The following is a 13,148-nucleotide window of genomic DNA, read 5'->3' on the forward strand; positions in this document are numbered from 1 at the left end:
GAAACGGTTTTTTTCGACGCTTTTTTCAGGCGGTACATTGACTATTGCTTGAGCAGCGACAGAAACTCCGAGCGCAGCGCTTCGCTGCTGCGGAACTCGCCGCGCACCGCAGAAGTAACGGTTTTGCTGCCCGGCTTCTTGACGCCGCGCGCGCACATGCACAGATGCTCGCCTTCCACCACGACCATGACGCCGTGCGGCTGCAATGTTTCCACCAAAATGTCGGCAATCTGCGTCGTAATCCGCTCCTGGACCTGAAGCTTGCGCGAGACGGCTTCCACCAGCCGTGCGAGCTTGCTCAGTCCGGCGATTTTCCCGCTCGGGATGTAACCGATATGAGCTTTGCCGAAAAACGGGGCCATATGGTGCTCGCACTGGCTGTAGTAGACGATGTCGCGGACGATGACAAGCTCTTCATGCCGCTCGTCGAACGTGACGCCCAGCACATCGCGGGGGTCCACATCGTAACCGGCGAAAATCTCCTCGTACATCCGAGTAACCCGCGCAGGCGTTTCGAGCAGCCCTTCGCGCTCCACATCTTCGCCGATCAGCTTCAAAATTTCTTTAATATGATATTCAATCTGTTCCCGATTCCGGGAAACCATCGAATTAACGTAATCTTTTGCTCCCGCCATTCGATTCACCGCCCCTTCCGGTCCTTCGGACGGTTACTTGCGGCCGCCGAATTTCTGGTTTTGACCCATTTTCTGGTTTTTCATCATTTGCTGAGCCTTCTGCATCTGTTTGCTGTTCAGATTGTAGCCCATTTGCTTGGCCATCTTCTGCAGCATCTCCGGATCGCTCTGCATTTTCTCAAGCTGCTTGCGCAAATAAAAAACGCCGATGAAAAAGCCGCCGACAGCACCGACGATAAGCGTTACAATCGGAATAATAATATCCCATACCATGACCCAAGATTCACCTGTCCTTTGTCATTATCTCCTAATTCAAGCGTTAACGCCCCTAATGATAGCATGTCCGCCCCTTATTCGCAAACGGTTAAAACACTTGTTTTTCCGCTACGGAACGCCGCTTGCGCACCGCTTTTTTTGCTCCGGAAACTGCCTTACAGCTTATGCTTCATCCTTCTTATCTGCCAGCGCTTTTTCAATCGCGGCAAGCGCTTCGGGATCGCGCTCTTCCTCTTTGGCTTGGCGCAGCGCTTCGAGTGCAGCCTCCCCGCCGATCCGGCCGAGCGACCACGCGGCGGTTCCGCGCAGCACGGGGCGCGGGTCGCTGCGCAGCACCTCCGTCAGCTGCGGAACGGCGCCCGCTTCGCGGAAATTGCCGAGCGCGATGACGGCGTTGCGCTGAATCGGCTTTTTGCCCCGCCAGGACGAGGCGTTAGAGCCATATTGCCGCTGGTATTCCTTGTTGCTCATCTGAAGCAGCGGCTCCAGCAGCGGCTTGACCTTCTCCGCGTCCGGCTGCAGCTCGGGGTGGTGCGTCCAGTTTACGCCCCGGTTGACCGGACAAACGATCTGGCACGTGTCGCAGCCGTAGAGCCTGTTGCCGATTTTGCGCATCAGCTCGTCGCCGACCATTTCTTTCGTCTGCGTCACGTACGAGATGCAGCGTTGCGCGTTCAACTGGCCCGGACCGACGAGCGCCCCGGTCGGACAGGCGTCGATGCACTTCGTGCAGGTGCCGCATCCTTCCTCGGCCGGAGCATCCGGCGGCAGCGGCAGATTAGTGATCATCTCCGCCAAATACATCCAGGAGCCCAGCTTCTCGTTCATAATAAAGCTGTTTTTGCCGCTCCAGCCGATGCCTGCCCGCTCGGCGACGGCACGGTCGGAGAGCGCGCCGGTATCAACCATGCTCTCCGCGCGCAGCCACGGCACCCGCTCCCGCAGCCATTCCTCCAGCCGCTGCAGACGGCTGCGCAGCACGCGGTGGTAATCCTCGCCCCAAGCCGACCGGGACAAAATGCCGCGCCTTGCGCCCGGCTCCGACTTCGGCGGATCCGGCAGCTTGGACGGGTACGCCACCGCGATGGCGATAATCGACTGCGGCTCGCGGAACAGCAGCGCCGGATCGGTGCGCTTCTGCAAATCCGCTTCCTCGAAGCCGGATTCGTATCCGAGCTCCCGGTGCCGCATGAGCCGCCCTTTCAGCTCTGTGAACGGATCGGGCGAAGCGACGCCGACCGCGTCAATGCCAAGGCCGGGAGCCGCTTCCTTCAGCTCCGCCTTCAGCGCTTCCCAGAACGACCGCTCCTCCGCTCCCCTCTCCTGTTCACGCATCGTCATGCTGCCTTACCTCCATATCATAAGTTCGGTGATCTATTGCCCGCTGCGCGGACGGATCATTCTTTAGGGTCGCTGTTGCCCCCAGATTTCTTACATTTATCGCAATAGTGGTAGAAATCCGGGGACAAAGGCGAACGCTATCGCTTCTCCAGAACGAATCCGCCCACTCCGCTTCTTTATCACCGCACTTAATGATGTTTGCGTTTGCCGCTCACCGGGGCGTCCTACAGCTTGCGGATCGCTTCCCGCGCCAGCTCGTCGCAGCGGTTGTTCCATTCGTTGTCGCTGTGCCCTTTTACCTTCACGTAACGGACCTCATGCCGTTCCATCTGCTCCAGCAGCTTTTGCCACAGCTCCTTGTTTTCGACCGGCTGATTTTTGCTGTTTTTCCAGCCGTTGCGCAGCCACCCTTTTATCCAGTTCTGCTGAAAGCAATTCACCACATAGGCGGAGTCGCTGTGCACTGCCGCCTTGCACGGTTCCTTAAGCAAGCTGAGCGCCTCGATGACGGCCTGGATTTCCATCCGGTTGTTCGTCGTAAGCTTCTCGCCGCCGGAAATTTCTTTTTTATGCTGCCCATAAAACAGCACGGCTCCCCATCCGCCCGGTCCGGGATTGCCCGAACAGGCGCCGTCGGTATAAATGATAACCTCTTTCAAACCTGCAGCTCCTTCCGAAAGTTTTACCTTGCCCGTACGAGCAACGTTTTAACCCCGCGTTTAAAGTGCCTTCAGCTGGCGAACCGGCCATAAAATCAAATCCGCCCGGCCTTCGATCTGGCTGCCCGGAACCGTTCCGAACGAGCGGCTGTCCCGGCTTGCGCCCGTATGACGGTTGTCTCCCATCACAAAATATCTGCCGGGCTCCACGACAACCGGACCGTAATCCGCGTCATCGATATCCGAATCGGTGTACGGCTCTGCCGCCGGGGCTCCGTTGCGGTACAGCTTGCCGCTGCGAATTTCAATCCGGTCTCCCGGTACACCGACGACTCTTTTGACAAGATAGCTTTGTGGTCCCGAAGGCGTGGAGACGTCTTTCAAAACGACGATATCGCCCAGCCGGGGCTTCCCAAGCCGCAGCGCGAGCTTGTTGACGAACAGCCATTCCCGCTCCTTGAGCGTCGGCTCCATGGAATGTCCGACGACCGTCGACAAATTGAAAACAAACACATGCAGCAGCAGCACGATGACAAGCGCGGCCGCGACCATTTTCACCCACTCAAGCAGTTCCTTCACCCATGAAGGGCGGCGCTCCGATGGAGCGGAACCGCCTTGCGGTGCGGAGGGTGTAAGCTGCGCTTTGCCGGATTTCCCCTGCAAAAAACGGCTCATAATTCGGCCTCGCTCAAATTCCCTTCCATATACTCGAGCCAATCTTCGTAGTAAGCGAGCGCGGCTTCGTCCTGAAAAGGAGAACTTCCGTTCATGATCCGCCTTTGAAGCTCGCCCAGTCCCTGCCCGGTTTTGGCGTCGATTATCGGTGGGTATTTGTATTCGGCTTTATGAAGCTCATATTCATCGCGATCCACAACATGCATCTCCCCTCCGGCGGTTCGGATTACGTCCAGATCATAATCGATGTAAGTGAGCACATCGCCCGAGATATACGGCGGCGACGCGATGTTGCAATAATAGCGGGTCCCGCTGTCCTCCAGCAGAGCCACGACGTTAAACCATTGTCCCGGGATAAAAAAAGAGACCGCAGACACGCGGCTCACCCACATGCCCCCGTCCGCTTCCCGGATCGGCGTCTGCCTGTTGATCAGAACGTGCATCCCTTCCGCTTTATGTTCCGGCAGAAGCCGGCTGCGGGGCACGCTCCAATTGCGAAACCACATCCGGTGCAGATGACCGTCATGTTTAAAGCTTTTGATGACACAGCGCCGATAGGTATCCATTCCTTTACTCCTTAAAGTTTTGCGAAGCAAAACTGCTTCGTAAGCATATGCTAGGTTTTGCGTATGCAAAACCAACTTCGTAAGCATTCGCTTCGTTTTGCGGAGCAAAACCACTTCGAGCATATGCTTGATTTTGCCTGATTTTTCGCACCATTCTCTACAATAAGAAAAGCATATCTCAACGCCAAATGCAATGACGTCAAGACATGCTTATAGGGGGCCATTCCTTCACAAGAAGCGAAAAGACCGGCCGAGTCCTTGCAGGCTTTGCGCTAACATTCAACCGGCTACAATGCTAAGCTTCTGGAAAGAACGAAAAAAGTCGTTCGATGCATAACCGATTGATTCATAAAACGGCAGAATCTGTTCGTTATGTTCATCCGCCGTTACCATGATCTTCGTTACATTCCTTTGTTCGAAACGCTGTCTGAGCAGACGGGTCAGCTCTTTGCCGACACCTTGCTTCCGGTAATCCGGATCTACGGCGACACGGTAATAATAACCGCGGTTATTGTCGATCGTGCCGATGATCATCCCAATAACTTTGTCTTCCTCCTCGGCGACCAGGACAAGCTCGCTATCCCAAGAAAGCTGTCTGCCGAAGGCTTTCATCGTAAGCTCATAGCAATCTTCCGACAATACGGTTTCCAACAGAGACGTGACAGGACGGTAATCAGCCAGCTGAAAAGAACGAACATGCATAGATGTTTTCCCCTTACATCAAATGTCATTGTACAAGCTACTGACCATTATACGACAAAAGTTAACGAAATGCTCCTGATTTCTTCAAAAAGAATTTAAAAATTTAATATTCCGATAACATTTGACTGAAATCGCTTTCTTTTTCAGGTTGCTGTTTCAAACTTTTTATTAGAGGTTAGATGTATAAAGGCTATTTCGTTGAGCCAGACTAGTTGGGCAAAATAGGAGTCGTCTAGGCGATTATTCCGACTTTTGCAACAGGTATGTTGATTTATTCGTCAGGTTGAGGGATAATGGGCTGGGACGACTACATATTCTATTTTTTGGAGGTAATGAATGATGGCACATCAACTACCGGCTTTGCCTTACGCTAACAATGCACTGGAACCGCATTTCGATGCTTTGACGATGGAAATCCACCACGACCGTCATCACAACACGTATGTAACGAACCTGAATGCCGCTCTGGAATCCGCTCCTGAGCTGCAAAGCGCATCCGTTGAAGATCTGATCTCCGATCTGAACAGCGTGCCTGAATCGATCCGCACCGCAGTCCGCAACAACGGCGGCGGTCATGCCAACCACAGCCTGTTCTGGCTTACAATCGGCCCTAACGGCGGCGGAGCTCCGACTGGCAAGCTCGCTGCGGCGATCGACAGCGAACTGGGCGGCTTCGAGCAATTCAAAGCCGATTTCGCCAAAGCGGGAGCAACCCGTTTCGGCAGCGGCTGGGCGTTCCTCGCAGCTGACAAAAACGGCAAACTGAAAGTATACAGCCTGCCGAACCAAGACAGCCCGCTCATGGAAGGCGAAACGCCTCTGCTCGGACTGGACGTATGGGAGCACGCTTACTACCTGAAATACCAAAACAAACGCCCGGACTACATCGCAGCTTTCTGGAACGTTGTCAACTGGGAAGAAGTCGGCAAACGCTACGACGCGGTTGCAAAGTAATAAACGTTTCACAAGCCATAACCGCCCCGCTTGGGACGGTCGAATCAGCAAAAACACCTTTTCGCGCTCTGTTGAATGCGATAAGGTGTTTTTTCGTTGTATAGAGAAAACACCCAATGGGCGGATGCCGCATAAGCTTTAGAGAGAAAGTAACCATCCTCGGACGAAAAAGGAGTTGCTTACCCGATGCGGTATACCCATTCGAACGACACGGGTTCATTTTACCGTCCTGCCAGCGCGGACGGGGACTGCGGCTGCGGCGGAGCGCCCGCCGCACAGCCCGGCCCCGGGCAGCAGCCGGACCGTGCGCTGCTCCTCCCGTTTCTTATTCCGGCACTGTCCGGCGGCTTCTCGCCAGGTACTGGGCCATTCCCTCCGGGATACGGGACGTTCCCTCCCGGACCGGGGGCGGTTCCTCCGGGACACGGCCCATTCCCTCCCGGACCGGGGACGTATCCGCCGGGATACGGGCCGTTCCCTCCCGGACCCGGATCGTTGCCTCCGGGATACGGGCCTTACCCTCCTGGACCGGGGCCGTTCTCTCCCGGACCGGGGACACTTCCTCCGGGACCGGGGCCGTTCTCTCCCGGACCGGGTACGTATCCTCCGGGATACGGGCCGTTCCCTCCCGGAACGGGGACGCTTCCTCCGGGACTCGGGCCGTTCTCTCCCGGACCGGGGACGCTTCCTCCGGGACCGGGGCCGTTCTCTCCCGGACCGGGTACGTATCCTCCGGGATACGGGCCGTTCCCTCCCGGAACGGGGACGCTTCCTCCGGGACTCGGGCCGTTCTCTCCCGGAACAGGGACGCTTCCTCCGGGACTCGGGCCGTTCTCTCCCGGAACAGGGACGCTTCCTCCGGGACTCGGGCCGTTCTCTCCCGGAACAGGGACGCTTCCTCCGGGACTCGGGCCGTTCTCTCCCGGAACAGGGACGCTTTCTCCAGGACTCGGGCCAAGAACGCCGATTCCGGCGGATGCACCGGGCGGGGCACCCCGACCAGGCCAAACCTACAATAATTATGCCGGCCCGGTATTCAGCACGGTTGTCATTAACGGAGGCCGAACCTTCCCTTACGCAACGAGCTCCTATTCCGTTCTTTGGCAGCCCGGTCTTACGGTGGCGGCCGCGCTGGCCGGAACAAACGTCGTCCGCTTCACGGAAGGCGGCGGCATCGCTTCCGTAAGCGGCATCCGAACCGGCGACGAAGTCCGCTGTCTGCTGCGGATCAACGATCGTCAAATCCCTTCCACTCTGCTGTCGTTCCCGGTTCAGGCTTCCGATACGCTCACGGTTGAGCTGCTCTACGCCGGTGCCTGAGCAAGGGTGCCGTACCGGGTCGAGAGCCTTGACTAACCGGAGAAAAAAGCGTACATGCGCGAAGTGATGATGTACCGCTGAAAGAACGTATCCCCCGCCTCCCTCCCGCAGCTGCGCGGATACGCACCGCAAATGAAACAGGGTTGTCCCGAAAGGATCGAATCTGATGAAGCCGTCAATGTTTGCTATACCTAACGGAACTCATCGCCATAAAAAGCAGGAAAATGACCATATTTCTAACGTAACGGAGACCACAGCCTCTATTAGGCACATAAACGGCCTTAACACGGTGTTGTTCAGTAAATAGAATCCCTTGGCTCCGTTACAATTCTAAAGTGCTTCATTTTCTTCAAATAGCGGCTGCTCGTTCCGTTAGGATTTTAACAACCGGGGGGCCCGGGGTGTCCGTGGTGTCCAGGGATTCCGGGTGCCCAGGGTGTCCAGAATGTACGATGATTCAGAGGACTCCGAGGTTTCCGGGTTTCCGGGTTTCCGGGTTTCCCGGTTTCCGGGGTTGTCCCGGGGGCCCGGGGACTCCGGGGTTTCCGTCGTTTGAGGTCGGGTGGCATTGCCTAGCCCCGTCTCACTATACCGGCTGCCGCTGGCGCAGACTTGTCTTTGGCGCAGGCTTGTTTTATGACGCAAGCTTTGCTAATGAAAACAGCAAAAAACCATCCGGGTAAGGAGCGACTCCCGCTCCCTCCGGACGGTTTAAGACCGCGTGTTGAGCTCGCGCGCCCCGCCATAAGATGCGGGAGCGTTACTTCACATCATACCCCTGTTCCTCGATCGCTTCTTTAATCGCGTCAACCGACACCCGGCTTTCATTGTACGTCACGGTCACGCTGCCGCCGGCCAGATCGGCCTTTCCTGCGGCTCCTGCCGATTGCACCGCTCCTTCGACCGCTTTGACGCAATGATCGCAGGACATGCCCTCCACCTTCAGCGTCACTTCTTTCATCTTACATCCCTCCTGAAAACGATTGGTTTAAAACCGCGTAGGCTCCAAAGAAAGCTTTTGCCTCATATATTCCCGCACCGCATCCGCCAAATCGTCGCGCTCAAGCGCGATATCGATCGTCGCCTGTACGAACCCGAGCTTGTCGCCGACATCGTGCCGGCGGCCCTGGTACTTGAACGCGTGCATCGGCGCAGCGGCGTTCAGCTTCTGCAAGCTGTCGGTCAGCTGGATTTCCCCGCCTTTGCCGGGCTGGGCCGCCTCCAGCAGCTTGAAGATCGCCGGGTCCAGCACGTAACGGCCGACGACGGCCCAATTGGAAGGCGCTTCTCCCGGAGCCGGCTTTTCGACCAGACTGCGGATGCGCGGGAACAGTCCGTCCCCTTCCAGCGCCGCAATCCCGTACTTGTGCGTCTGGTCCCAAGGCACTTCCATCGTTGCAATGACGGAGGAAGAATGCTCATGATAGTAATCGATCATCTGTCCGAGGCACGGCTTCGGCGAGCGCAAAATGTCGTCTCCGAGCAGCACCGCAAACGGCTCGTCTTCGATAAAGCTGCGGGCGCACAGCACCGCGTGCCCGAGACCGAGCGGCTCCCGCTGGCGCACATAACAAATGTCCGCCATACGCGAAATGCCGCGCACCAGCTTCAGCATTTCCTCATTTCCGCGCGCTTCGAGCTCCGCTTCCAGTTCCACCGATTTATCGAAATGGTCCTCGATCGCCCGCTTGTTGCGGCCGCTGACGATCATGATGCTTTCGATTCCGGAAGCGACCGCTTCCTCCACGATATATTGAATTGCCGGCTTGTCGATCAGCGGCATCATTTCTTTCGGCTGCGCTTTCGTCGCGGGCAAAAACCGGGTTCCGAGCCCTCCCGCCGGAATGACCGCTTTGCGTACCTTTTTATTCATTATCATTCCATCTCCCTATCCTAAATCTATTTCATTCATCCGTTTCTATTCCCCGGTCCTGGCGTTAAATTCCATTGTAGCAACAAATGGGCCTTCCCGCCACAAGGACGAGCGAGCCTATGTCCACGCGCCCCGACATCCGGTTTGACACGTCTTTGCCGCACTGCCAAACTAGGAGCGAGTGGTTATTTGCCATAATGAAACGGAGGAAAAAAACATGCTGATTACCGAAACGCTGCGCACGTCGCGCCATGACGACATGATTGATATTACCCGCCGCGTGGCGGCCGCCATCACCGAATCCGGTGTACAGGACGGCATCGCCCTCGTCTACTGTCCGCATACGACGGCGGGCATTACGATCCAGGAGAACGCGGACCCGGATGTGAAGCACGACATTCTGTTGCGTCTGAATGAAGTCTATCCGTGGGAGCATCCGAAATACCGTCATGCGGAAGGCAATACGGCCGCGCATCTGAAGGCGCTCACGACCGGAACGAGCCAGCAAATCATTATTTCCGGCGGCAGGCCGCTGCTCGGGAGATGGCAGGGCATTTATTTTTGCGAATTTGACGGTCCGAGAACACGGGAGTTCACCGTTAAAATCATCTCCGACGGTCAATAATGCATCATATGGAGGGTCGTTTGTCCACTTTGTTATAACCATTTTTGACATTGAGTTTTATTCAAATTTGAATATAATGATATCAGATCAACAATTTCCAGAAGAGGAGTAAAATCATGACAGAGCAAGCCAGAAATATGCGGTTTGTCATAGCGGGACTTATGCTCGGCATTTTGATGGCCGCGATGGACAATACAATCGTAACGACCGCAATGGGTACGATCGTTTCCCGGCTGGGCGGCATGGAGGAGTTCGTATGGGTCACATCGGCCTATATGGTCGCACTCGTAGCCGGGACGCCGATCTTCGGCAAGCTGTCCGACATGTACGGGCGGAAGCGGTTTTTCGTATTCGGGCTGATCGTATTCATGCTCGGGTCGGCTCTATGCGGCACCGCAGACAGCATCGTACAGCTTAGTATTTACAGGGCGATCCAAGGAATAGGCGGCGGCGCGCTGATGCCGATCGCGTTCACGATCATCTTCGACTTGTTCCCACCGGAGAAGAGGGGCAAAATGACCGGCTTGTTCGGCGCGGTATTCGGGCTCTCCAGCGTCCTCGGCCCGCTGCTTGGCGGCTATATTACCGACCATCTCGGCTGGAACTGGGTATTTTACATCAATGTGCCGATCGGTATCGTCTCCCTGTTTTTCATTGTGCTGTTCTACAAGGAATCGCTGCAGCATTCCCGCCAGCGCATCGATTGGGTTGGCGCCTTCACGCTTGTGGGCGCGATCGTCTGCCTGATGTTCGCCTTTGAGCTCGGGGGACAAAAGTACGCGTGGGATTCGTCCGTTATTATCGGGCTGTTCGCCGGCTTTGTCGTACTGCTCGCCGTGTTTCTCTATGTGGAAACGAAAGTGTCCGAGCCGATTATTTCATTCGCCATGTTCCGCCAGCGGCTGTTTGCGACAAGCGTCATCGCTTCGCTGTTTTACGGCTCGACCTTTATTGTCGCCACCGTCTACATCCCGATTTTTGTCCAGGGCGTGTTCGGCGAATCGGCTTCCAATTCCGGTCTCATTCTAATGCCGATGATGCTCGGCGTCGTGGCCGGCAGCCAGGTCGGCGGGGTGCTCTCGACCCGCACCTCCTACCGCAATACGATGCTGCTGTCGGCAGCATGCTTCACCATCGGCATCCTGCTGCTCGGAACGCTCAGCCCGGATACGTCGCGGGCAATGGTTACCGTGTACATGATATTGAGCGGCTTTGGCGTCGGCTTCTCGTTCTCCGTGCTGAATATGTCGGCCATTCACCATTTTGACATGCGCCAGCGCGGCGCGGCTACATCGACGACAACGTTTATCCGCTCGCTCGGCATGACGCTCGGCATTTCAATTTACGGCATCGTGCAGCGGAACGAATTTACAAACCAGATTACAAACGCTTTCCAGGGACAGGATCAAGGAGCGTTCGCCGGCCAGGCGGCAACGGCGCTCACTCCGGAAACGCGGGCGCAAATTCCCGCTCCCGTTCTGGAAAAAATCACGTCCGCCCTCTCAACCTCCATCTCCCAGATGTTCTTGTGGGCACTGATTCCGACGGCGCTGGCGTTTATTACCGTGGTGATGATGCCCGGCGACCGGATCATCATTCCGTCCCGCAAAAACGTGCCGCAAAAAAGCGCAAACTGATTCTGTGCCAGCTGCGCATACGCTCAAAAGACCTTTCCGAATTTCGGAAGGGTCTTTTGTTCATCTAACCTTCATGTTCTGTCCCCCGCATATTATTGACTTCGCCTTTTTTGTAAATTATAATGATTCTAAATTAGTATTCATTATCACATTTTAATTAAACGGAGGCTGATTGTTTATGTATAAATCGATTATTGTAGGTACGGGTCCTGCCGGGTTGACGGCGGCTATTTATCTGGCGCGCGCCAATATGAATCCTCTTGTGCTCGAAGGGCCCCAACCGGGCGGACAGCTGACGACGACGACGGAAGTCGAAAATTTCCCCGGCTTTCCCGAAGGCATTACCGGACCGGAGCTGATGGCGAACATGCGGCAGCAAGCCGAGAAATTCGGCGCCGTCTTTAAAACGGGTTGGGTCAAAAGCGTGAAGCTCGACAATCGTCCGTTTACGCTGGACGTGGAAGGCCACGGCGAGCTGCAGACGGAAACGCTCATTATCTCCACCGGCGCATCGGCCAAATATTTGGGCATTCCCGGTGAGACGGACAACGTCGGACGCGGCGTCAGCACGTGCGCGACATGTGACGGATTCTTTTTCCGCGGCAAAAAAATTATCGTTATCGGCGGCGGAGACTCCGCGATGGAAGAAGCGCATTTCCTTACCCGCTTCGCTTCGGAAGTGCGCCTCGTAAACCGCCGCACCGAGCTGCGCGCTTCCAAAATCATGCAGGACCGCGCCCGCTCCAACGAAAAAATTTCCTGGAGCCTGGACCGCACCCCGCTGGAAGTCATCTCCGACGGTCTGAAAGTAACCGGCCTGAAAGTGCGCAACAACGAGACCGGCGAAGAGGAAGTGCTGGAAACCGACGGCGTCTTTGTCGCCATCGGCCATACGCCGAACACCGGCTTCCTGGGCGGACAAGTCGAGACCAACGAGCAGGGCTACATTAACGTGACGCCGGGCACAACCCGCACGAACATCCCGGGCGTCTTCGCTTGCGGCGACGTACAGGATCAGAACTTCCGCCAGGCGATCACCGCGGCGGGCAGCGGCTGCATGGCGGCGCTCGAGTGCGAACGGTTCCTGGAAGCGGAAGAATTCGAAGCGGTAGTTTAAAAAAGGAGGCGCTGCGCGGGCGGGTTTGATCTTACGATCGCCGCAGTCTCTGGAGTGAAGCAGTGCGGTGAAGCAGGGCCGCTGCGCGGCTGACTTGTGCTTCCGAGCGCTGTTGTAGACGGATCGCATTCAATTGTCCCCTTAAAGGGAACGATCCGTCTAAGCATTTTGCTTCCGAAGTGGCTTTCTTACAGAAAGCCTGCAGGCGAACGCTGACGCTTCTCCAGTCACAAGTCAGCCTCTCCGCTCATCTTCACCGCACGTTTCTAACACCCGGGACGAACGCTAACGCTTCTCCAGATTCAAACCGCCCGCTTCGCTTACCTTTTTCAATAGGGAACAGCAGACGCGGCTGCGCGTGTGACGCGCTTGCTGGCTGAACCGACTAACCCAAGGTCGTCCGCGCGGCGAGCCTTTGTAAACCTGCAAATGTGCAGTTTTTATCGGTCAAACTCGCTTATCGAGATAGAATCCTGCAAATGTGCAGGTATTCCAAGCTATTATTGCCTGAACTTGAGCTTGGACCGAAAAAAAATGTATTTTTGTAGGAATTTTTACGAGATGGATAAATAGAGAAGGAATAGATGTACGAACGCAGGTTTTTCAAAAACTACTTTTCGTACTGCACAATATGGTTGCCTTTCGCCAGGGCGGCAGCAGAACGCCGGCGCGTATGTGCACGTTATGCTGCGAGTTGTACCGCCATCCGTGCCGGCTGTGTGCAGAAGCTGCCCCCTGTAAGGCTAGAGACCCGCTCCCGCCCCCACG

General features: G+C 56.1%; 14 protein-coding genes. 5 read left to right on the forward strand and 9 right to left on the reverse strand.

The window, feature by feature from the left end:
* Positions 1 to 41: 41 nt before the first annotated feature.
* From folE to VN24_RS07325, 7 genes are all read right to left on the reverse strand, one after another.
* Positions 42 to 635 (reverse strand): GTP cyclohydrolase I FolE, encoded by a 594-nt coding sequence (gene folE / locus VN24_RS07295; protein WP_045669850.1) that lies wholly within the window; start codon positions 633 to 635, stop codon positions 42 to 44.
* Between the two features lie 33 nt (positions 636 to 668).
* Positions 669 to 908, reverse strand: a complete 240-nt coding sequence (locus tag VN24_RS07300) for a YneF family protein (protein ID WP_045669851.1) — start codon at positions 906 to 908, stop codon at positions 669 to 671.
* Positions 909 to 1,073: 165 nt separating this feature from the next.
* Positions 1,074 to 2,252, reverse strand: coding sequence for a tRNA epoxyqueuosine(34) reductase QueG (queG, locus tag VN24_RS07305; RefSeq protein WP_045669852.1), 1,179 nt, complete (start codon positions 2,250 to 2,252; stop codon positions 1,074 to 1,076).
* Positions 2,253 to 2,476: 224 nt separating this feature from the next.
* The gene (rnhA, locus tag VN24_RS07310; protein ID WP_045669853.1) at positions 2,477 to 2,911 is read right to left on the reverse strand and encodes a ribonuclease HI; all 435 of its coding nucleotides are present in this window, start codon (positions 2,909 to 2,911) and stop codon (positions 2,477 to 2,479) included.
* A 60-nt stretch (positions 2,912 to 2,971) separates the two neighbouring features.
* Positions 2,972 to 3,586: a signal peptidase I gene (lepB, locus tag VN24_RS07315; protein WP_045669854.1), complete on the reverse strand. Its 615-nt coding sequence runs from the start codon at positions 3,584 to 3,586 to the stop codon at positions 2,972 to 2,974.
* Positions 3,583 to 4,152: a DUF402 domain-containing protein gene (locus tag VN24_RS07320; RefSeq protein WP_045673076.1), complete on the reverse strand. Its 570-nt coding sequence runs from the start codon at positions 4,150 to 4,152 to the stop codon at positions 3,583 to 3,585. Before VN24_RS07320 ends, lepB begins: the two co-directional genes overlap by 4 nt.
* 279 nt (positions 4,153 to 4,431) lie before the next feature.
* Entirely contained in the window at positions 4,432 to 4,854 is a 423-nt protein-coding gene (locus VN24_RS07325) for a GNAT family N-acetyltransferase (RefSeq protein WP_045669855.1), read from the reverse strand.
* 339 nt (positions 4,855 to 5,193) lie between these two features.
* Between VN24_RS07325 and VN24_RS07330 the strand changes: the two genes are divergently transcribed.
* Positions 5,194 to 5,808 carry a superoxide dismutase gene (locus VN24_RS07330; protein ID WP_045669856.1) on the forward strand — a complete coding sequence of 205 codons (615 nt, stop codon included), beginning with the start codon at positions 5,194 to 5,196 and terminating at the stop codon, positions 5,806 to 5,808.
* A 186-nt stretch (positions 5,809 to 5,994) separates the two neighbouring features.
* Positions 5,995 to 7,128 carry a hypothetical protein gene (locus VN24_RS27310; protein ID WP_148505207.1) on the forward strand — a complete coding sequence of 378 codons (1,134 nt, stop codon included), beginning with the start codon at positions 5,995 to 5,997 and terminating at the stop codon, positions 7,126 to 7,128.
* A 760-nt stretch (positions 7,129 to 7,888) separates the two neighbouring features.
* Here the strand turns inward: VN24_RS27310 and VN24_RS07345 are convergent.
* Together VN24_RS07345 and galU are read right to left on the reverse strand one after the other, a co-directional pair.
* Positions 7,889 to 8,089, reverse strand: coding sequence for a cation transporter (locus tag VN24_RS07345; RefSeq protein ID WP_045669859.1), 201 nt, complete (start codon positions 8,087 to 8,089; stop codon positions 7,889 to 7,891).
* 27 nt (positions 8,090 to 8,116) lie between these two features.
* Positions 8,117 to 9,007: a UTP--glucose-1-phosphate uridylyltransferase GalU gene (galU, locus tag VN24_RS07350; protein ID WP_082083658.1), complete on the reverse strand. Its 891-nt coding sequence runs from the start codon at positions 9,005 to 9,007 to the stop codon at positions 8,117 to 8,119.
* A 211-nt stretch (positions 9,008 to 9,218) separates the two neighbouring features.
* Here galU and VN24_RS07355 point away from each other — a divergent pair, with 211 nt between their 5' ends.
* The 3 genes from VN24_RS07355 to trxB all read left to right on the forward strand — a co-directional run bounded on the left by VN24_RS07355 (position 9,219) and on the right by trxB (position 12,380).
* Complete coding sequence (locus VN24_RS07355) at positions 9,219 to 9,626, forward strand: secondary thiamine-phosphate synthase enzyme YjbQ (protein WP_045669861.1); 408 nt, start codon at positions 9,219 to 9,221, stop codon at positions 9,624 to 9,626.
* Between the two features lie 116 nt (positions 9,627 to 9,742).
* Positions 9,743 to 11,263: an MDR family MFS transporter gene (locus VN24_RS07360; protein WP_045669862.1), complete on the forward strand. Its 1,521-nt coding sequence runs from the start codon at positions 9,743 to 9,745 to the stop codon at positions 11,261 to 11,263.
* A 178-nt stretch (positions 11,264 to 11,441) separates the two neighbouring features.
* Positions 11,442 to 12,380 carry a thioredoxin-disulfide reductase gene (trxB, locus tag VN24_RS07365; protein ID WP_045669863.1) on the forward strand — a complete coding sequence of 313 codons (939 nt, stop codon included), beginning with the start codon at positions 11,442 to 11,444 and terminating at the stop codon, positions 12,378 to 12,380.
* Positions 12,381 to 13,148 lie beyond the last annotated feature (768 nt).

It is taken from the genome of Paenibacillus beijingensis, assembly GCF_000961095.1.
In the GTDB taxonomy this organism is placed as follows: Bacteria; Bacillota; Bacilli; order Paenibacillales; family Paenibacillaceae; genus Paenibacillus_O; species Paenibacillus_O beijingensis.

Excerpts from the sequence above, each read along its gene's own strand:
- trxB (WP_045669863.1), top strand. The coding sequence starts at position 11,442 with ATGTATAAATCGATTATTGTAGGTACGGGTCCTGCCGGGTTGACGGCG.
- VN24_RS07300 (WP_045669851.1), bottom strand. The coding sequence starts at position 908 with ATGGTATGGGATATTATTATTCCGATTGTAACGCTTATCGTCGGTGCT.
- galU (WP_082083658.1), bottom strand. The coding sequence starts at position 9,007 with ATGATAATGAATAAAAAGGTACGCAAAGCGGTCATTCCGGCGGGAGGG.
- VN24_RS27310 (WP_148505207.1), top strand. The coding sequence starts at position 5,995 with ATGCGGTATACCCATTCGAACGACACGGGTTCATTTTACCGTCCTGCC.
- VN24_RS07360 (WP_045669862.1), top strand. The coding sequence starts at position 9,743 with ATGACAGAGCAAGCCAGAAATATGCGGTTTGTCATAGCGGGACTTATG.
- queG (WP_045669852.1), bottom strand. The coding sequence starts at position 2,252 with ATGACGATGCGTGAACAGGAGAGGGGAGCGGAGGAGCGGTCGTTCTGG.
- VN24_RS07330 (WP_045669856.1), top strand. The coding sequence starts at position 5,194 with ATGGCACATCAACTACCGGCTTTGCCTTACGCTAACAATGCACTGGAA.
- VN24_RS07345 (WP_045669859.1), bottom strand. The coding sequence starts at position 8,089 with ATGAAAGAAGTGACGCTGAAGGTGGAGGGCATGTCCTGCGATCATTGC.
- VN24_RS07325 (WP_045669855.1), bottom strand. The coding sequence starts at position 4,854 with ATGCATGTTCGTTCTTTTCAGCTGGCTGATTACCGTCCTGTCACGTCT.
- lepB (WP_045669854.1), bottom strand. The coding sequence starts at position 3,586 with ATGAGCCGTTTTTTGCAGGGGAAATCCGGCAAAGCGCAGCTTACACCC.
- VN24_RS07355 (WP_045669861.1), top strand. The coding sequence starts at position 9,219 with ATGCTGATTACCGAAACGCTGCGCACGTCGCGCCATGACGACATGATT.
- VN24_RS07320 (WP_045673076.1), bottom strand. The coding sequence starts at position 4,152 with ATGGATACCTATCGGCGCTGTGTCATCAAAAGCTTTAAACATGACGGT.
- folE (WP_045669850.1), bottom strand. The coding sequence starts at position 635 with ATGGCGGGAGCAAAAGATTACGTTAATTCGATGGTTTCCCGGAATCGG.